16 protein-coding genes and 1 pseudogene are annotated in these 17,780 nt (G+C 68.7%); 15 read left to right on the plus strand and 2 right to left on the minus strand.

Annotated features, from left to right (window positions below; translation table 11 throughout):
• The first annotated feature begins 2 nt into the window (after positions 1 to 2).
• The 3 genes from O5K39_RS18450 (at position 3) to O5K39_RS18460 (ending at position 3,535) form a co-directional block, all read left to right on the plus strand.
• A complete protein-coding gene (locus O5K39_RS18450; protein WP_271145058.1) occupies positions 3 to 383 on the plus strand; it encodes a hypothetical protein in 381 nt (126 codons plus the stop codon).
• Between the two features lie 90 nt (positions 384 to 473).
• Complete coding sequence (locus O5K39_RS18455; protein WP_271145059.1) at positions 474 to 2,021, plus strand: DUF1570 domain-containing protein; 1,548 nt, start codon at positions 474 to 476, stop codon at positions 2,019 to 2,021.
• On the plus strand, positions 2,018 to 3,535 hold the full coding sequence (locus tag O5K39_RS18460) for a hypothetical protein (protein ID WP_271145060.1): 1,518 nt from the start codon (positions 2,018 to 2,020) through the stop codon (positions 3,533 to 3,535). Before O5K39_RS18455 ends, O5K39_RS18460 begins: the two co-directional genes overlap by 4 nt.
• A gap of 3 nt (positions 3,536 to 3,538) precedes the next feature.
• Here O5K39_RS18460 and O5K39_RS18465 read toward each other — a convergent pair whose 3' ends face one another.
• A complete protein-coding gene (locus O5K39_RS18465; RefSeq protein WP_271145061.1) occupies positions 3,539 to 3,694 on the minus strand; it encodes a hypothetical protein in 156 nt (51 codons plus the stop codon).
• Positions 3,695 to 3,894: 200 nt separating this feature from the next.
• Here O5K39_RS18465 and O5K39_RS18470 point away from each other — a divergent pair, with 200 nt between their 5' ends.
• The 8 genes from O5K39_RS18470 (at position 3,895) to O5K39_RS18505 (ending at position 12,437) form a co-directional block, all read left to right on the plus strand.
• A complete protein-coding gene (locus O5K39_RS18470) occupies positions 3,895 to 5,493 on the plus strand; it encodes a DUF1570 domain-containing protein (RefSeq protein WP_271145062.1) in 1,599 nt (532 codons plus the stop codon).
• An 11-nt stretch (positions 5,494 to 5,504) separates the two neighbouring features.
• On the plus strand, positions 5,505 to 7,136 hold the full coding sequence (locus O5K39_RS18475) for a peptide chain release factor 3 (protein ID WP_271145063.1): 1,632 nt from the start codon (positions 5,505 to 5,507) through the stop codon (positions 7,134 to 7,136).
• An 87-nt stretch (positions 7,137 to 7,223) separates the two neighbouring features.
• On the plus strand, positions 7,224 to 8,477 hold the full coding sequence (locus O5K39_RS18480) for a DUF1570 domain-containing protein (protein ID WP_271145064.1): 1,254 nt from the start codon (positions 7,224 to 7,226) through the stop codon (positions 8,475 to 8,477).
• A gap of 151 nt (positions 8,478 to 8,628) precedes the next feature.
• The gene (locus tag O5K39_RS18485) at positions 8,629 to 9,522 is read left to right on the plus strand and encodes a hypothetical protein (protein WP_271145065.1); all 894 of its coding nucleotides are present in this window, start codon (positions 8,629 to 8,631) and stop codon (positions 9,520 to 9,522) included.
• Positions 9,523 to 9,611: 89 nt separating this feature from the next.
• Positions 9,612 to 9,956 (plus strand): hypothetical protein, encoded by a 345-nt coding sequence (locus O5K39_RS18490; protein WP_271145066.1) that lies wholly within the window; start codon positions 9,612 to 9,614, stop codon positions 9,954 to 9,956.
• A 148-nt stretch (positions 9,957 to 10,104) separates the two neighbouring features.
• Positions 10,105 to 11,352, plus strand: coding sequence for a hypothetical protein (locus O5K39_RS18495; RefSeq protein ID WP_271145067.1), 1,248 nt, complete (start codon positions 10,105 to 10,107; stop codon positions 11,350 to 11,352).
• Positions 11,353 to 11,431: 79 nt separating this feature from the next.
• Complete coding sequence (locus O5K39_RS18500; RefSeq protein WP_271145068.1) at positions 11,432 to 11,854, plus strand: DUF1801 domain-containing protein; 423 nt, start codon at positions 11,432 to 11,434, stop codon at positions 11,852 to 11,854.
• 7 nt (positions 11,855 to 11,861) lie between these two features.
• Complete coding sequence (locus O5K39_RS18505; RefSeq protein WP_271145069.1) at positions 11,862 to 12,437, plus strand: CDP-alcohol phosphatidyltransferase family protein; 576 nt, start codon at positions 11,862 to 11,864, stop codon at positions 12,435 to 12,437.
• A 6-nt stretch (positions 12,438 to 12,443) separates the two neighbouring features.
• Here the strand turns inward: O5K39_RS18505 and cysQ are convergent.
• Positions 12,444 to 13,235: pseudogene (gene cysQ / locus O5K39_RS18510) on the minus strand (3'(2'),5'-bisphosphate nucleotidase CysQ); the annotation flags it as partial.
• 90 nt (positions 13,236 to 13,325) lie between these two features.
• Here cysQ and O5K39_RS18515 point away from each other — a divergent pair.
• From O5K39_RS18515 to O5K39_RS18530, 4 genes are all read left to right on the plus strand, one after another.
• Positions 13,326 to 13,991 carry a histidine phosphotransferase family protein gene (locus O5K39_RS18515; protein ID WP_271145070.1) on the plus strand — a complete coding sequence of 222 codons (666 nt, stop codon included), beginning with the start codon at positions 13,326 to 13,328 and terminating at the stop codon, positions 13,989 to 13,991.
• Positions 13,992 to 14,085: 94 nt separating this feature from the next.
• A complete protein-coding gene (locus O5K39_RS18520) occupies positions 14,086 to 14,457 on the plus strand; it encodes a response regulator (protein ID WP_271147192.1) in 372 nt (123 codons plus the stop codon).
• Positions 14,458 to 14,473: 16 nt separating this feature from the next.
• Positions 14,474 to 15,289 carry a CheR family methyltransferase gene (locus O5K39_RS18525; protein WP_271145071.1) on the plus strand — a complete coding sequence of 272 codons (816 nt, stop codon included), beginning with the start codon at positions 14,474 to 14,476 and terminating at the stop codon, positions 15,287 to 15,289.
• An 81-nt stretch (positions 15,290 to 15,370) separates the two neighbouring features.
• The gene (locus tag O5K39_RS18530) at positions 15,371 to 17,707 is read left to right on the plus strand and encodes a glycoside hydrolase family 95 protein (RefSeq protein WP_271145072.1); all 2,337 of its coding nucleotides are present in this window, start codon (positions 15,371 to 15,373) and stop codon (positions 17,705 to 17,707) included.
• The last annotated feature ends 73 nt before the right edge of the window (positions 17,708 to 17,780 follow it).

Consider the following 17,780-nt stretch of genomic DNA (forward strand, 5'->3'; position numbering starts at 1 on the left):
TCATGCTGTTCCTGCTCAACGACGTCGTGTTCGATCTGGACGAGGCCACCCCGGTCACGCCTGCGGACGCGCGCCGGTTCGAGCGGCTGGGGTTCGACTATGTGCTGGAACTGGGGTGCGAGCTGTTCGCCGAGGACCCGATGATGCACCGGACCGATCCGGGGCGGGCGCGGCGTCTGGCCTGGCTGATCGCCGACCGGTCGCCCGAGGTCAATGCGGCCCTGTTCGCGGCGCCCGAGGCGAACTGCAATCCCGATCTGGTCGAGCCGCGCTTCTGTGCCCTGCCCGACACCGTGATCCGCCAGCTGGGCCGGCATGACCGAAAGGGCAGGCTGGACGCCGTCGCCGCCGACCGGGCGGTGTGGAACCGCATGGCCGCCTGATCCGGCGTTCACCCCACGGTCGCGCTTGACGCCGACGGGGCCCTGGCCAAAGTAGCCTCTCTTAGGGTTGTGGGGCCAGGGATCGCCGAGATGTTGAAGATCATGGGGCGGATGCGTCCGCTGCTGGCCCTGGCCGCAGCCTGTGTCGCCGTTGCGGCGGGCCCGGCGCGTGCCGAATGGCTGAAGGCCGAGAGCCCGCATTTCATCGTCTATGGCGACGTCGGCGAGAGCGATCTGCGCAACTATGTCCGCAAGGTCGAGCGGTTCGATTCCCTGCTGCGGCTCTACTATCCGGTCGCGAACACGCGTGACAGCGGCAAGCTGGAAATCTTCCTCGCGCACGGCATCGACGACCTGAGGAAAATCTCGCCCGGGCTGTCGTCCGGGATCGCCGGCTTCTACACCGGGGACGTGGACCGCATCTTCGCGGTGGTCGATCTGTCGCGCAGTGAAGGCGACAAGACCCTGTACCATGAATACGGCCACCACTTCATGCGGGCCAACATGCCGGCGGCCTATCCCGGATGGTTCACCGAGGGGTTTGCGGAATACTATTCGACCGCCGAGCTGACGCCGGGCCGTATGCGGGTGGGACTGCACAGTCCGGGGCGGATGAACTCCCTGACCCAGGGCCGGAACAGCTGGCTGCCGATGGATGCGGTGCTGGGCGGGCGCAGCGAGGTGCCTCGCACCCAGGGCCACAGCTACTATGCCCAGGCCTGGGCCCTGACCCACTGGTTCATGAGCACGCCTGAGCGCCAGCAGATGATGAGCCGGTATCTGCGGGCCCTGATGACCGGCGGCGATCCGGTCGTCTCGTTGCAGACCGAGGTGGGCATGACGCCGGACCAACTGCATGACACCATCGCACGCTATGTCGCGGGCGCGATCAACTACTTCACCCTTCAGCAGACGTTCGAGCCGGCCGAGGTCAGCATCAGCCGGATGTCGCGCAGCGCGCGCGATCTGGTCTGGCTGGACCTGCGAATGGATCGGCTGGGTCCGGACGGCAAGGCCGAGGCCATCGCCCAGGTGCGCGAACTGGCGGCTCGCTATCCCGATGACGCCTTCGCCGCCATCGTCCTGGCCAAGGCGGAGATCCAGGACGAGAAATGGGAGGCGGCCGAAGCGGCCGTAGCGTCCCTCGTGGCCGCGGAGACCCCGAACACCGAGGCGTTGCGGCTGACGGCCATCGCCAAGATGCATCGCGGCGACGCCGAGGGGGTCGATGCGGGGCAGCGGGCGGTCCTCTATCGCGACGCCCAGCGGTTGTTGACCCAGGCCGTGGCGGCCGATCCCACCGATTATCGCATCTACCTCGGCCTGAACGAGACGCGTGAAGGCGCGCCCGGTTATCCGACCGACAACGACCTGAACATCCTGCTGGCCGCCGAGGAGTATGCGCCCCAGGTCGATACCGTGCGCTATCTGGCCGCCCAGGCTCTGGTCAACCGGGGCGTCTACCTCCAGGCTGTGGAACTGCTGGCCCCGGTCGCCAGCAATCCGCACGGCGGCGACGGCATGAAGGCGGCCCGCGACCTTCTGGCCGAGGCGCGCCAGAAGGCAGGCCTCGCCCCCACGAACGTCGCCGCGCCGCCTTCGGAAGACGAGGCCGAGGACGAAGGAGCCGGCGAATGAGCCGGTTCGGGTCGCGCCTGCTGGCCGGGGCGGCCGCCCTGACACTGGGTCTGATGGCCGCCCTGCCCGCGTCGGCGGAGTGGCGCAGGGCCGAGAGCGAGCGGTTCGTGGTCTATAGCGAGGGGTCCGAGAGCACCCTGCGCAGCTATATGCGGCGGCTGGAAATTTTCGACCGGGTGCTGAACGTCAAACTGACCAACTCGATGGGCGAGGCGCCGGGGCGCAAGCTGCCGATCTATCTGGTCGGGTCGCGGGCGGGGCTGGTCAGGGTGCGGCCGGACGTCGGCGACAACGTCGCCGGCTATTACATGACCAGCCGCGAGGATATCTTCGCCCTGGGCATCCGCGAGGCCGGGGACGAGACCCTGCTGCATGAATACGCCCACCATTTCATGTTCCAGAACTCGGCCTATCCCTATCCGTCCTGGTTCGTGGAGGGGTTCGCCGAATATTACATGACGGCCGAGTTCAAGTCCGACCGGGTGTTGCTCGGAAAGCCGAACGCCGCCCGGACGTCGTGGCTCGCGGGGTCGGGCTGGTTGGACATGCGGGCCCTGCTGTCGACCCGGCCGGGCAAGCGGGCGCGGGGCAGCAACACCTATTATCCGCTGGCCTGGCTGCTGACCCACTGGTTCTGGGGCAATGTCGAGCGACAGCGACAGCTGGACGCCTATCTGCGCGACGTGGGCGCGGGCGGCGATCCGGTCGAAGCCATGCAGCGGGTTACCGGAATGGACATCACCCGGCTGCGCCGCGAGCTGCGGCGCTACATGAACGGGAGCATCCCCTATCAGGCGGTGATCATGGACATCCCCGAGGTGCCGATGACGGTGACCGTCCTGCCGCCCTCGGCCGACGCGATGTTGCTGCTGGGCCAGCGGGTCAAGCTGCTGGACAAGGACGACGAGGATGCGGCGACCGTCCTGGCCGAGGTGCAGCGTCAGGCGGCGCGGTTCCCCGGCGACGCCCTGGCCGGACTGATCCTGGCGCGGGCGGAGCTGACGGTCGGCGATGCGGCGGCCGGTGAGCAGGCGGCGAACGCCGTGCTGGAGCGCGACCCCGACAATGTCGAGGCGATGCAGCTTCTGGCGGAACACGACATCGAGGCCGCCTATGCCAGTGACGACAACGACGAGCGCACCCGGCTGATGGTGCGGGCCCAGCGCCATCTCGGTCGCGCGTTTCAGGTCGACGGCGAGAACTATCTGACCTTCATGCTGCTGGCGCGGCTGAGATCAGGTCAGTCCGGCTATCCGAACGATAACGATCTGGCGACGCTGGAGTTCGCCCATGCTCTGGCTCCGCAGTTGCCGGATACGGTGCTGAACCTGGCCTCGGCCCTGATCGAGACGGGCCAGCAGGATCGGGCGGTGGGGTTGCTGGAGCCCCTGGCCAACAGCCCGCACGGCGGCGGCGGTGCCTCGGCGGCGCGCGCCATGATCAACGAGGTCAAGGGCATCACCACCGAACAGGACGACGCCAGCGAGGGCGAGGCCGAACCCCAGGGCGACTGACGCCTAGAACAGGGCGTTGAAGGCGAAGTGGAACGCGAATGCCGTGGCGACCAGGAAGGTGAGGCCGGCCAGGAGGCACAGGCGCGGCTTGGTGGTGCGCTCGTGATGGTCGGACCGGTGCTCGGTCGGGTTACGGTCGTTCGGATGAAGCATGGCCATGGGCGTCTCCTTGTCTCCCCTTGCGGTGCCTGGCTGCGTGGCCGGGACATCTCGCAAGGCAGACGATGACTCCAAAAGCCCTGTTTGGCGAGCGGTTATTTCAGGCTTTCCCGACGGTCCTTCGAGTGTGGAACCCGGGCGGCTCCCGAGCGCCTTCATGACAATGTCCGATTGTGCCGCTAACGGTGGGACCGGCGTCGGTGCCGCGTCGTTCGTACCTCAGCGTTTTCAAGGTCTTCATGCTGTTCCTGATCCGCCGCCTTCGCCTCGTTCTGGTCCTGGCCCTGGTCGCGATCGCCCTGCCCGCCCAGGCCGAATGGCGGCGGGCCCAGACCGATCGATTCATCGTCTACAGCGAGGGTTCGGAGGCGGATCTGCGTGAGCGGGTCATCCTGCTGCACCGGTTCGACCGGCTGGTGCGCGCACCGTTCGGGCTCAGCGACGCGCCCCCGGTGCGGCCCCTGACGGTCTTCATGCTGTCCGGCCGGGACGGGATGGAGGCGATCTATCCGGACGTGCCGGAGAATATCGGGGGCTGGTATTCGGCGACCCAGCACGGGGTCTATGCGGCCCTGAACCGAAGGTCCCAGGGCAACTCCCTGCTGCATGAATACGTCCACCACCTGACGCTCCAGAACTTTCCGGCCGCGACCCCGGCCTGGTTCACCGAAGGGGTGGCCATGTTCTATGCGACCGCCCGGATCGACGATCGGGAGACGCGGGTCGGTTATCGCGACGAAGGGCGGGCGGCGGTCCTGGCCTATCTGCCGTGGATTCCGATGGATCGGCTGCTTAGCCGGCGGGCACTGAGCGGCACGCAGCAACAGATCGCGGCCTTCTATGGCCAGTCCTGGCTGCTGACCCACTATCTGTTGAGCGACCCCGTGCGGCGTCAGGGGTTGGTCGCCTATCTGAAGGCGGTGTCGGAAGGAGTGCCGCCGATGGAGGCGGTGCAGCCGGCGTTCGGCATGACGCCGGTCGAGCTGGAACAGGCCCTGCGTCGCTACCGGTCCGGCACCATGCCCTATGCGGTCTATCCCACGCCGGCGACGGATGCGGTCGATATCCGGATCGAGACCCTGCCGCCCTCGGCCGATGCCCTGTTTGCGCTGTCGATCCGGCTGAACTATGCGCAGCGCGGCACGGATGGGCCGCCGGTCCTGGCGCGGGTGCGGGCGGCCGCCGAGCGGTGGCCCGACGACCGGCTGGCCCGCATGACCCTGGCCAAGGCCGAGGTGGCCTGGGGTACGACCGAGGCGGCAGAGGCGGCGCTCAACGCGGTGCTGGCCGCCGATCCCGCCGATGTCGAGGCCCTGCGCTGGATGGCACGACTGCGGATGACGGCGGCCCAGGCTGTGAGGACCGAGGGGGGCGGCCGCGAGCAGGCGGATACGCTGAACCGTCAGGCCCGCGCCTTCCTGAGCCGGGCCCTGACGGCCGATCCGGATGATTTCCGGCTGTATCTGGCGCTGGGCCGCAGCCGGCGAACCGCGCCCGACTATCCGACCGGGAACGACCTCAACATCTGGGCCAGGGCCATCGAACTGGCCCCCCAGGTGTCGACCATCCGGGGCGAGGCTTCGGACGTCTTCGCCCGGGCCGGCCAGATCGACACGGCGATCGCCCTGTTGCTGCCCCTGGCCAACGACCCGCACGGCGGGGCCATGGCGGCCCGGGCGCGGGCGACCATCCAGGCCCTGCGTCCCGACGCGGAAGCGCCGGACGAACCCGAGGTCGTCCCGACCGAGACGGGCGAGGACGGGGCCGCGCCCGTTGCCCCGGAGCCCGATGCGGGCTAACCGGCAGCCCCATGTCGAAACTCACTCTCGAACAGGAGGCCCTGCGCCGCAGGACCTTCGCCATCATCGCGCACCCCGACGCCGGCAAGACGACCTTGACCGAGCATATCCTGCTGTCCGGCGGGGCGATCCGGGCGGCGGGTGCCGTGCGGGCGCGGGGCGAGAACCGGCGGACCCAATCCGACTGGATGAAGATCGAGAAGGAACGGGGCATCTCCGTCTCCGCCTCGGTGATGACGTTCGAGCACGACGGCAAGATGTTCAACCTGCTCGACACGCCGGGGCACGAGGACTTTTCCGAAGACACCTATCGCACCCTGACGGCCGCCGACTGCGCCATCATGGTGCTGGACGCCGCCAAGGGGATCGAGCCGCAGACGCTGAAGCTGTTCGAGGTCTGCCGCCTGCGGGACATCCCGATCATCACCTTCATCAACAAGCTGGACCGCGAGGCGCTGGACGCGATGGAGCTGCTGGACCAGATCGCGTCCCAGCTTCAGCTCGATCCCGCCCCGATCTGGTGGCCCGCCCAGAGCGGCAACCGGTTGCGCGGCATGGTCGAGGTCGGGACCGGTACCTTCCAGCCCTATGCGCGCAAGGTTCCGGGCGCGGTCGAGGACGCGGGGCATCCGCAGGCGCTGCATCTGGACGCCGCGTCGCAGTATTTCGAGGCGGGCGAACTGCAGGAGATGCGCGACGCCGCCGAACTGGTCGAGGGGGGGTATCCGGCGTTCGACCGGCAGTCGTTCCTGGAAGGCCATATGACGCCGGTGCTGTGGGGATCGGCGCTGCGCCACTTCGGCATCGACGAACTGCTCAAGGCGATCGGCGACTGGGCCCCGCCGCCCAAGACCATGAAGGCCATGAAGGCCGCCCCGCCCGAGACCCGCAACGCCCCCGAACCGGTCGAATTGACCGTCGAGCCGGGCGCGGCCGAGGTCACCGGCTTTGTCTTCAAGGTCCAGGCCAACATGGACCCCAACCACCGCGACCGGATCGCCATGTTCCGCATGGCGAGCGGGTCGTTCAAGCGGGGCATGAAGCTGAAGGTCCAGAACACGGGCAAGTCGCTTTCGGTCAATGCGCCGATCATGTTCTTCGCCTCGGACCGCGAACTGGCCGAGGACGCGTTCGCCGGGGACGTGATCGGCATTCCCAACCACGGTGTCCTGAGGGTCGGCGACAGCCTGTCGGAGAGCGGCATGATCCGTTTCGCGGGCCTGCCGAACTTCGCGCCGGAAATCCTGCAGCGCGTCCGGGTCAAGGATCCGCTCAAGGCCAAGCATCTGAAGAAGGCGCTGGACGGTCTGGCCGAGGAAGGCGTGACCCAGCTGTTCCGGCCGGAACTGGGCGCGGACTTCATCGTGGGAGCGGTGGGCCAGCTGCAGTTCGAGGTCATGGCCGACCGGCTGGGCGAGGAATACGGGCTGGAGGTCATCTTCGAGCACAGCCCCTATGCGGAGGCGCGCTGGATCGACGGAGCGACCGCAGACGTCGAGGACTTCATGTCCAAATACCGCCCCCAGATCGCCCGCGACCTGGATCAGGCCCCGGTGTTTCTGGCCAAGTCGAGCTGGGAGACCGGATACGTCATGGAGCGGTTCCCCAAGGTGGCCTTCACCAAGACGAAGGAACGGGGATAGCGCACGCGAACGGTCCAGGTCCGACAACGAAGAGTGGACCGCTCGCAGCAAAACCGATCTAGAATGAGGCCTCTCGGGGAGGTCATCTTGTCTTCAGCTGTCCAACGTCTTCTGATCGGCTTGGCGCTGATCGCGCTGACGCCAGCATCCGCTCTCGCCGAATGGCGACGCGCCCAGAGCGAGCATTTCGTCGTCTATAGCGACGGTTCGGAGCGGTCGCTGCGCGACTATACGGCCAAGCTGGAACGCTTTGACGCGCTGTTGACCTCCCGCTTCGGTGGCGCGCGCACGGAGGCTCGAAGGCTGCCGGTCTATCTGGTGGCGGACGGGCGGGCGTTGCGGGTGGCCGTGCCTGGCCTTCCCCCTGGAATCGCGGGCTTCTATTCCAGCAGCGATCTGGACGTCTTTGCCGTCCTGGTGCGGGGCGAAAGCGACGACCTGCTGCTCCACGAGTACAGCCACCACGTCATGGCCCGGGCCGGGGACATGCGATATCCCGGGTGGTTCAGAGAAGGCTTCGCCGAGTATTTCGCTACGGCGACGGTGACCGAAGGAGGCTCGGCGTCGTTCGGCCTGCCGAACCCGGGCCGTCTGCGCGCGCTGCAGACGGAGCGCTGGCTGCCCATGGATGTCGTGCTGCGGTCCGACGGGTCGCTGGGGATCGACAGCCAGACGGGGCGTGGGATGTATTATGCCCAATCCTGGGCCCTGACCCACTGGCTGCTGGCCGACGCTGCCCGGATACGGAACCTGTCGGCCTACGTCAGGGCGGCTAACGGTGGCCAGGATCCTGTCGAGGCCTGGCAGGCGGTTTTCGGCATGACGATCGATCAACTGACTGCCGAGCTTCGCACCCATGTGCGGGGTCGCCTGACCTACGCCAAGCTCGACATTCCCCCGATCCGCCCGGTCATCACGGTGACGACCCTGTCGCCCGCGGCCGATGCGGTTATTCTGCCGGCAATCAACGCCCGGTCGCGCAATCCGGCCGGGGTCGATGGCCCCGCGCTGCTGGCAACTCTGCGGACGGCAGCCGCCCGATTCCCCGACGATCCTCTGGCCCTGGTCGCCCTGGGCCGGGCGGAAAGGCGCTGGGGAGACGCGACCGCCGCCGAAGCGGTCCTGACCCGCGCACTGGATCTCCAGTCCGACAACGTCGAGGCCCTCGTGCTAATGGCGGACCTGACCACTGAGCGTGGAGCCGACGCGATCGATGATGCAGAGCAGACGCGGCAATGGGACCTGGCGCGCGACTTCATCGCCCGGGCGCTGGCGGCGGATCCCACGGACCAGCGGGTCTATAGCGCCCAGTCGCGCCTGCGCCGGTATGTCCGGGACTGAAGCGTAGCAGAGAAGGCGGCAACCTTGCTGCGGTGCAACAGAAATTGGGGCTGAAGGCGTGTATGCCGGGAACGCACATGCACATCCTGACATTCTTCTGACCCATAACCCTGTTTCGCTGGCCCTCATGACCCTGCCCAACGACATGATCATGCCGTCTTCCCGCGCGTGGATCGCGGCCCTGGTGCTGACGACGAGCCTGGCCGGCGTGTCCTCGGCCCTGGCCCAGACGACACCCCAGACCGAGGCCCAGATCCGGGCTCGCGCGGCGACGTCGGCGCTGAACGGGGGGCCGGCGGAGAGTACCTTGAGGCCGCGCGTCAATGCCCAGCCGCCGCTGTCGGACCAGGAACTGCCCCGGCCGGTGCGTCCGGTTACGCCGCCGATGAGCCAGGCGACGGTGCGCACGCCGCCGGCCTCGACAGCGGCCTCGCCGCGCACGCCGGCGGCCCAGACCCCGACCCCGGCCCGCCCCGCACCGCCGCAGGCCCGGGCGCAGGCTCCGGCGGCGACCCCGCCGCGCGCGCCTGCTGCGTCTTCGTCCGCCGGCACGACAGCGCAGACGCGAGCGAATGCGAACACCCGACCCGCAACGGCGAGCCCGAGCCGGCGGCCTGCGGCCTCCGAACCCGAAATCCTGGCCGCCGAAAACGGTGTGACCCTGGCCCCCGGCGAGACCGCGCCGCCGCCGATCTCCATGTCCCTGGGCTATTATGTGAAGGGCGACCTGGACTGCGGTCAGGTGGTCGCCGGTCAGGGACAGATCGCCTGGTTCACCCCGACGGCCTTCACCCTCGATTTCGGCGGCTGCGAGCCGGGGGAGTTCCAGCTGACGGGCCCCAATATCTGGCGCGAGGAGCAGAAATGCCTGACCGAGCTCGGCAATGACGCCGGGTCCTATACGGTCACCTACGAGATCGTCGGGACCGACACCCTCAAGCGGGACACGGTGCTGGACATCGACGGTAGCACCGAGTCCGACGTCTGGCATTTCTGCCGGCCCGAGACCGTGCCATCGACGGCCCGGTTCACGCCCCGGACCTGATCGCACAGCTCGCGACGGCGTGTCTTCCTTCCGCCGCCGCGACGTGATTGTCTGACGACTTGCGACGCAGAGGGCGTCGTGGAGGCTGAATGTTCGCCATACTGTTGGCCACCACCGTCGCCTTCGCCGGCCAGGACGCGCCCCGTCCGGCGCTGATTTCCTATGAGGAGACGGTGCGTTGCGCCGGTCTGGCCCAGGCTGCGTCGGAACTCGAAGGCGGCGAGAGCACGGACGGCAAGGCCCTGTTCGATGCGGCCCTGTACTGGTCGCTGGCCGCCACCCAGGCAGCCTCGGCGGCCGGAAAGCCGGCTCAGGCGGCCGACGCCGACCAGACCCGGGCCCGTATTCTGGCGGTCCAGCAGCTGAACGCCGCGAACGCCCAGGCACGGGCCGAGCTGGAACGCTGCCGCGCGAGGACCCCCGATCTCGGCTGAGCCGACATCGCCCGATACCTCGCGGCCCGCCGGACGGCGAGGCGCGGGGATAACGTCTGCCTTCAACCTTTCTTCCGGCCCTGCGTTTGCGTGGAAGGGTTCGGGATCGCGATCGCGGTCCCGAACCGGGACGAGCTTGGCGAGACGCATGTTCGAATTCAGCCGCGACTTGAGAAAACTGTTCGCCCAGGCGCGCGAGAGCGAGGACCTGAGCTGGCTGGAGCTGATCGGCGTCGATCTGCTGGCGTCCGAGGCACGCGGGCAGTCGACCGATGCCGGCCGGGTATCCTGCGCCAAACCGCATCTGGCCTGGCTGCGGGCGTCGGCCCTATGGCGCGAACATGCAAGACGCAGCGGCGCGGCGGACAGCGTCACGCGCGCCATGGGTGCCGCGATCGACGCGGCCCGGGCCGCCAAATCGATCGACGAGATCGCCCGCGCCGGGGTGGAGCGGGCCAGTATCCTGTTGCTGCGTTTCGACCTGTCGGGCGGGCGCGACGTGCTGGACCAGGCGGCCGAGGCCGTGCCCGGAGCCTCTGCGGTCAAGCCGGCGACGGCGGCGCTGATCTCGGCCGTCCACGCGCGGATTCGGTCACGACTGGCCCGGTTCGACAGCGACGCGGGTGCCTTGATGCAGGCCGCCGCCCTGCTGGACGCCGCCATCCACCAGATGGAGCGGACTCGCGCCGGTGCTACCGACGACATCCGCATGGACCGGGCCGCCCTGGCGCTCGAGGCCGGGGTGACGCGGCGCGACCCGCATCTGCTGGACCAGGCGGGGCGAGAACTGCTGCGGCTGGTGGAGGGTGCCTCGCCCGATTACCGGCCCCTGACCCGGGCCCGCGCCCTGACCCTGTGTGGTGCAGGCCTGTCGGCACTGGCGGCCATGGCGGGGAACGAGGCTGCGCGCGAACAGGGCCGGATCATGTTCGAGGCCGCCGCCGACCAGTTCACCCCCGACCACAGCCCGCTCGACTGGGCCACGATCCAGATCGTGCGCGGCGGGCAGACCGGCGCCGTGTCGCTGGCCGCCCTGCGTCAGGCCGATGCCCTGACCGCCGGTCAGGGGTTGGTGCTCGGTGCCATGGCCCGCGACATGCTGATCGAGGGCGAGGTCGCGGCGGCCAGCTCGATCGGCGACCTGCCGCGCCTGACAACCGCCGAGGGCGCGGTACGGCGTCGCCTGTCGGATACGCCTGCGTCCGATCTGGACTGGGCGGTCGACCAGATCGCCATGGCCCGAATCGCCCAGGCCCGCGCCCTGCTGACCGGCGGCGACGCCAGCCTGACGGGCCTGGCCCTTGTCGAGGCCGCCGAGGTGGCGCGTGAGCGGGGACTGCCCGCCCTGGCGGTACGGGCCGATGCGATGATGAAGGCGCGGTCGGTCCGGGCCTGAACCCAGGAGAACTCTGCCGGAAACCCTTGCCGGGCGACCCGATGTCGGCGACCTTTCGTACCAGCGGAGGGAGCCGACGATGATCAAGATTCCCGCGGGAGAGGTCGAGGCCGGTGCGGACGCGACCGCCTCCGAACGGATCGACGAACGCATCCGGGCGCTGGGCGACTGGCGCGGCGAGACCCTGGCCCGCGTTCGCGCCCTGATCCATGATGCCGACCCCGAGGTGGTCGAGACCTGGAAATGGCGCGGGGTCCCGGTTTGGGAACACGCCGGCATCCTGTGTACCGGCGAGACCTACAAGACCGCCGTCAAGTTCACCTTCGCCAAGGGCGCGTCCCTGCCCGACCCAACCGGCCTGTTCAACGCCGGCCTGGACGGCGGCACGCGCCGCGCCATCGATGTGCCCGAGGGTGGGACCGTTGACGCCGAGGCGTTCAAGGCGCTGATCCGGGCTGCGGTGGCACTGAATGGATCGACGAAGACGGCGAAAGGAAGCTGACGGCTCGATGCCGAGCCTGAACCTCAATCAGTTGCCATGGAGCCTCGTCCTGTTCCGACTGGCCGCCGGGCCAGTGGTTGTCACGCTGGCGATCGCCGAGCGACGCAGCTTTTGCGCCATCCTGCTGGCGCTCGGTGTGCTGTCAGACATCTTCGACGGGATCATCGCACGACGCCTGAACGTCGCCACCGCCAAACTAAGGGTCTGGGACAGCCGTGCGGATGTCATTTTCTGGGTCTGCGTCTTGGGTGCCGTCATTTTGGCGAGACCGAGCCTTTTCGATCTCCTCTGGCTACCGGCGCTCGTCATCGTCGCGATGGAGGTCGGCAACCATCTGGTCAGCTTCGCCAAGTTCCGCCGTGAAGCGTCCCCGCATCATTATCTTTCCAAGCTGTTCGGCCTGGCTCTTTGGTGTCTGTGCAGTCTGGCGTTTCTTCACGGAGAAAATCTCGACGTCATGCGGTCGGCGATCTGGACGGTTCTGGCCATCGGCGTCCTGTCTCAGCTCGAGGCGTTCGCCATTACGATGATGCTGTCGACATGGCGTTGTGACGTGCCTTCGGTCCTGACGCTGCGACCCTGAACCCCTACCCCCCATCGCCACGAAGGCCCCGTTCTTGAAGCCGGGCTTGCCGTACATCAGGGGTGAGCCGTCATCGACGACGACGCGGCCGCCGGCGGCCTCAAGCACCGTCTGGCCCGCTGCCGTGTCCCATTCGGAGGTCTGGCCGGTGCGGGGGTAGACGTCGAAGGAGCCCTCGGCGATCAGGCAGAATTTGATCGAGGAATCCATGCCCTGCCAGGCCGTGCAGCCGTGGCGGGCCGACAGGCGTTCGGCCTCGTCGTCGGTCATCGTGTAGCTGAGCAGGGCTGCGGGCCGGTCGGGGCGGTCGCGGACCTTGATGGGGCGCCAAGGCTCGCCGAAGCGGCGCTTCCTCGCGCCGTCGGGGCCGGTGGACCAGGTGGTCTCGGTCGCAGGGGCCGAGACGACGGCGGCGACGCCGACGCCGTCCTGGATCAGGGCGATGTTGACGGTGAAGCTTTCCTTGCCGGCGATGAAGCCCTTGGTGCCGTCCAGGGGGTCGATCAGCCAGAAACGACCCTCGGCCGCATCGGGCACGCCATCGGCCGCCGCCTGTTCCTCGGCCACCGTCTGGACGCCGGGATAGAGGTCCGCCAGACGCGACAGGATCAGGGCCTCGGCCTGCTGGTCCGCCAGGGTGACGGGGCTGTCGTCGGACTTGACCTGGACGGCCGCGCCGGAACGCCAGTAGGGCAGGATCAGACGGGCGGCGTCCTCGGCGATCTCGGCGATGGCGTCATGCAGGGCACCGGAGGCGAGGTCGCGGGCGACGGGGTCTTTTGAGGTACGGGGAGGCATCCGGCGGTGGATAGACGATCCGCGCGGTTTCGCGAACCGACAAATCAGCCCAGCGTGCAGACCGCGCCCCAACGATCCCCAAGAGACCCGATGACCGACATGTCCCCGACCGCCCCGGTGCCCGCAGAGGCGAGCAGCGCCGAGCTGGCGACCTATCTGGCGGCCAAGCTGTGCCACGACTTCATCAGCCCGGCCGGGGCGATCATGTCGGGGCTGGACCTGCTGAACGACCCGGCGGCCCAGGACATGCGCGACGATGCGCTGGGCCTGATCACCGACAGCGCGACCAAGCTGGTGGCCCTGGTGCAGTTCTGTCGCGTGGCCTTCGGGGCGGCGACGACCAGCGAGCGGTTCACCGGCGAGGAGTTGCAGGGGCTGGTCGACGGCATGATCAAGGGCGGCCGGGCGACCCTGGACTGGCGGATCACCGAGACGACCTTCGACAAGCCGGCGGCGCGGGCCCTGGTCAACCTGGCCTATCTGACCACCGCCGCCCTGCCGACCGGGGGTCAGGCTGTGGTGGCGAGCCGACGCGAGGGCGATCGGCTGATCCTGACCGGCCTGGCCGAGGGGGCCCGCGCGCGGCTGAAGCCCGAGGCGGCGACGGGGCTGGCGGGACAACGGCTCAGCGAGGGGCTGACGGGCCAGTGGATCCAGCCCTACTGGCTGTGGCTGACCGTACAGGAGGCGGGCGGGAGGCTGGCCGTCGCCACCGAAGAGGGCCGTGTGGCCATCGAGGCGCGAATGCCGATCTGAGGTTGGGAATTTTCCCTTTCCCAACCCCTCGTTAACCGCGCGGACGCGATGATGGGGCCACGCGCGCGCTGGATTCGCCGTGCCGGAGACCGTTTTGGACGCCAGGACCTGCCTCATCGTCGACGACAGCCGGATCATCCGGAAGGTCGCGCGCCGCATCGTGGAAGGCCTCGGGTTCGAGGTCGACGAGGCGGCGGACGGCGCAGAGGCCCTGGCCTATTGCGCCTCGGTCATGCCCGACGTCATCCTGCTGGACTGGAACATGCCGGTCATGGACGGGCTGACGTTTCTGCGGCGGCTGCGTTCGCAGGCGGGCGGCGACACGCCCAAGGTCCTGTTCTGCACCATCGAGACCCGGCCCGAGCGGATCGCCGAAGGGCTGGCCGCCGGCGCCGACGACTATGTGATGAAGCCGTTCGACGGCGAGATCCTTCATTCCAAACTGGCGGAGGTGGGGGCCGTCTGAGCCGCCAAACATCCGCATGACCGAAGAGGATTTCGACCGCCTTCAGCAGCTCATGGCCTCCCGGGCCGGCTTTCGGCTGACCCGCGACCGGATTCATCTGGCGACCCACCGCCTCGGCCCCGTCGCCCGGCGCGAGGGGTTCGACAGTGTGGACGCCATGCTGGCCTCGCTGTGGGCCCGGCCGGTCGCTTCGCTGGGCTGGGCGATCATCGAGACCCTGTTGAACCCCGAGACCTGGTTCCGGCGCGACCGGGCACCGTTCGATACCTTTGCGCGTGAATTGTTGCCCGCCATCGGCCGGGTGCGTGAGGGTGGGCGTGTGCGGGTCTGGTCGGCCGGTTGCGGTTCGGGCCAGGAGGCCTGGTCCCTGGCTATGGCCGCCGGTGACGCCGGGGCCAACGTCGAAATTTGCGCCACCGACCTGTCGCAGCGCGCGATCGAGCGGGCCCAGGCCGGGGCCTACACCACCTTCGAGATCCAGCGCGGCCTGTCGGCCCACACCATGCTGCGCTGGTTCGAACCGGCCGACGAGCAATGGGCGGTCAAGCCGGAGCTGCGCGACCGGGTGGCTTTCAGCCGCGCCAACCTGCTGGACGAACCCGCGGCGGGGCCGCGTTTCGACGTCATCTTCTGCCGCCATGTCCTCAGCGACATGGAGCCGGCCCGGCGCGGCGGGGTGATCGAGGCGCTGGAGCGTAAACTGGTCGACGACGGCTGCCTGTTCCTGGGCGTCGACGAGCGGCTGGACGGTGAAACGGTAGCGTTCCGGCCGGTGTCGGGGCGTCGTGGCCTGTTCGTGAAGGCCCCCTCGGCGCTCAGCCGCGCGGCCTGATCGCTCGCATTTCGCGCTAGGCGGACGGCCAGGGCCAGATTAGTACGACAATTCAGCAGCGACTGGATTGGCAGGCCCAACATGTTCACACGGCGTGGAGCCATGGCGGTCGGCGCGGCGGCGGGCCTGACGGGGCTGGAGCCGATTCCCGCGTCGGCCGCGACCTCGGCAAATCCTCTGACCCTCTGGTACCGACAGCCTGCGGCGGCGTGGACCGAGGCCCTGCCCATCGGCAACGGCCGGCTGGCAGCCATGGTCTTCGGCGGCGTGGCGCGCGAGCGCTTGCAACTCAACGAGGACACCCTGTGGGGCGGCGGTCCCTACGACCCGGCCAACCCGAAGGCGCGCGAGGGCATTCCTCGCGTCCGCGCCCTGATCGAGGAAGAGCGCTGGGTCGAGGCGAGGGACTTTTCCACCGCGTCCATCATGGCCACGCCGATCCGCCAGATGTCGTACAACGCCCTCGGCGACCTCTATCTGGACTTCGAGGGGACCGACGGCGCGTCAGCCTATCGGCGCAAACTGGACCTCGACGGCGCGTTGTCGTCGGTGCGGTTCGAGGCCGGGGGCGCGACCCACGGTCGCCAGGCCTTCGTCTCGGCCATCGACCAGGTCATCGCGGTGCGGCTGACGGCGGGCACAGGCGGCGTATCCTTTTCCGCAGGCTTCGAGAACCCGCCGGGAGCCACGGCGGTTGCGCGCACCGAGGGCGCGGACACCCTGGTCTTCGCCGGCCGCAACATCTCGCAGCACGGCGTGGCGGGTGCCCTGCGTTACGAGACACGCCTGAAGATCATACCGACCGGCGGACGGACGGCGGTGCAGGATGGGCGATTGACGGTCAGCGGGGCCGACAGTGTGGTCCTGCTGATCGCCGCGGCGACCAGCTATCGCAGCTTCCGCGACGTCTCGGGCGATCCGGCGGCCCGAACACGCAAGGCCGTCGTCGATGCTGCCGCCAAGGGTTGGGACGCCCTGTTGGCCGACCATCAGCGCGAGCACCGGCGGCTGTTCCGCAAGGTCGCCTTCGACGTCGGAACTACCCCCGCCGCCGACCGTCCGACCGACGAGCGCGTCGCCACGTCCCAGACCTCGGACGACCCAGCGCTGGCCTCGCTCTATTTCCAGTATGGTCGCTACCTGCTGATCTCGAGTTCGCGCGTCGGCACCCAGCCCGCCAATCTGCAAGGCGTCTGGAACGAGAACAACTCTCCGCCGTGGGGCGGGAAATACACCATCAACATCAACACCGAGATGAACTACTGGCCCGCCGAGCCGACGGGATTGAGCGAATGCGTCGAGCCGCTCGTGGCCATGGTCAAGGACCTGGCCATCACAGGCGCCCGGACCGCGCAGGTGATGTACGGCGCGCGGGGCTGGGTCTGTCATCACAACACCGACCTGTGGCGTGCGACAGCGCCGATCGACGGGTCGCAGTATGGCGTCTGGCCGACGGGCGGGGCCTGGCTGTGCAAACACCTTTGGGACCGGTGGGACTATGGCCGCGACGACGCCTATCTGGCCGCTGTCTATCCGGTGCTGAAGGGGGCGTGTCTGTTCTTCCTCGACACGTTGCAGGTCGAAAGGGGCACCAACTTTCTGATCGTCTCGCCGTCGATCTCGCCCGAGAACATTCATCCCGGCGGCACCTCCCTGTGCGCCGGGCCGACCATGGACCAGCAGATCCTGCGCGATCTGTTCGGCAATACGATCAGGGCGGCCGAGCGGCTGGAGCTCGACCCCGGCCTGCGCGCCGAGATCGCGGCGGCCCAGGCTCGGCTGGCACCCAACGAGGTCGGACCGACCGGCCTGCTCAAGGAATGGCGCGAGGACTGGGACGCCACGGCACCGGAACAAAACCATCGTCACGTCAGCCACCTGTACGGCGTCTATCCGTCAGACCAGATCACGACACGCGGCACGCCGGCCCTGGCCGAGGCGTCCAAGGCCAGCCTGGCGGTGCGGGGCGACATCTCGACCGGCTGGGCCATCGCCTGGCGGCTGAACCTGTGGGCCCGGCTGGGTGACGGGGACCGGGCACACCGTATCCTGACGCATCTGCTGAGCCCCGACCGGACCTATCCGAACCTGTTCGACGCCCATCCGCCGTTCCAGATCGACGGCAATTTCGGCGGCGTGTCCGGCATGACCGAGATGCTGATGCAGGACCATTCCGGCGAGATCGCCCTGCTGCCCGCCCTGCCCGCCGCCTGGCCGTCCGGGTCGATCACGGGCCTGCGCTGCCGGGGCGGGTTCGGGCTGTCGCTGCGCTGGGACAATGGCGCGCTGGTCGAGGCCGAACTGACCAGCGACCTGAGCGAACCCTGCGTGATCCGTCTCGGCGACCGGGTGCTGGCGATCCACCTGCCGGCTGGCGGGCGGCGGACCCTGACGCCCGCGGATTTCGTCCAGGCCTGACCGTCAGGCGTCAGGGACGCTCGACCGCAACACGACACTCGCCGCCCAATATGGCCAGAGGGCCGACCAGTTG

Origin of the sequence: Brevundimonas sp. NIBR10, assembly GCF_027912515.1 — a bacterium.
In the GTDB taxonomy this organism is placed as follows: domain Bacteria; phylum Pseudomonadota; class Alphaproteobacteria; order Caulobacterales; family Caulobacteraceae; genus Brevundimonas.

What these genes read in the sequence shown, in the direction of transcription:
- O5K39_RS18455 (WP_271145059.1), top strand. Translation starts at nt 474, where the DNA reads ATGTTGAAGATCATGGGGCGGATGCGTCCGCTGCTGGCCCTGGCCGCA.
- O5K39_RS18530 (WP_271145072.1), top strand. Translation starts at nt 15,371, where the DNA reads ATGTTCACACGGCGTGGAGCCATGGCGGTCGGCGCGGCGGCGGGCCTG.
- O5K39_RS18525 (WP_271145071.1), top strand. Translation starts at nt 14,474, where the DNA reads ATGACCGAAGAGGATTTCGACCGCCTTCAGCAGCTCATGGCCTCCCGG.
- O5K39_RS18500 (WP_271145068.1), top strand. Translation starts at nt 11,432, where the DNA reads ATGATCAAGATTCCCGCGGGAGAGGTCGAGGCCGGTGCGGACGCGACC.
- O5K39_RS18475 (WP_271145063.1), top strand. Translation starts at nt 5,505, where the DNA reads ATGTCGAAACTCACTCTCGAACAGGAGGCCCTGCGCCGCAGGACCTTC.
- O5K39_RS18465 (WP_271145061.1), bottom strand. Translation starts at nt 3,694, where the DNA reads ATGGCCATGCTTCATCCGAACGACCGTAACCCGACCGAGCACCGGTCC.
- O5K39_RS18495 (WP_271145067.1), top strand. Translation starts at nt 10,105, where the DNA reads ATGTTCGAATTCAGCCGCGACTTGAGAAAACTGTTCGCCCAGGCGCGC.
- O5K39_RS18460 (WP_271145060.1), top strand. Translation starts at nt 2,018, where the DNA reads ATGAGCCGGTTCGGGTCGCGCCTGCTGGCCGGGGCGGCCGCCCTGACA.
- O5K39_RS18505 (WP_271145069.1), top strand. Translation starts at nt 11,862, where the DNA reads ATGCCGAGCCTGAACCTCAATCAGTTGCCATGGAGCCTCGTCCTGTTC.
- O5K39_RS18485 (WP_271145065.1), top strand. Translation starts at nt 8,629, where the DNA reads ATGCCGTCTTCCCGCGCGTGGATCGCGGCCCTGGTGCTGACGACGAGC.
- O5K39_RS18450 (WP_271145058.1), top strand. Translation starts at nt 3, where the DNA reads ATGCTGTTCCTGCTCAACGACGTCGTGTTCGATCTGGACGAGGCCACC.
- O5K39_RS18515 (WP_271145070.1), top strand. Translation starts at nt 13,326, where the DNA reads ATGACCGACATGTCCCCGACCGCCCCGGTGCCCGCAGAGGCGAGCAGC.
- O5K39_RS18490 (WP_271145066.1), top strand. Translation starts at nt 9,612, where the DNA reads ATGTTCGCCATACTGTTGGCCACCACCGTCGCCTTCGCCGGCCAGGAC.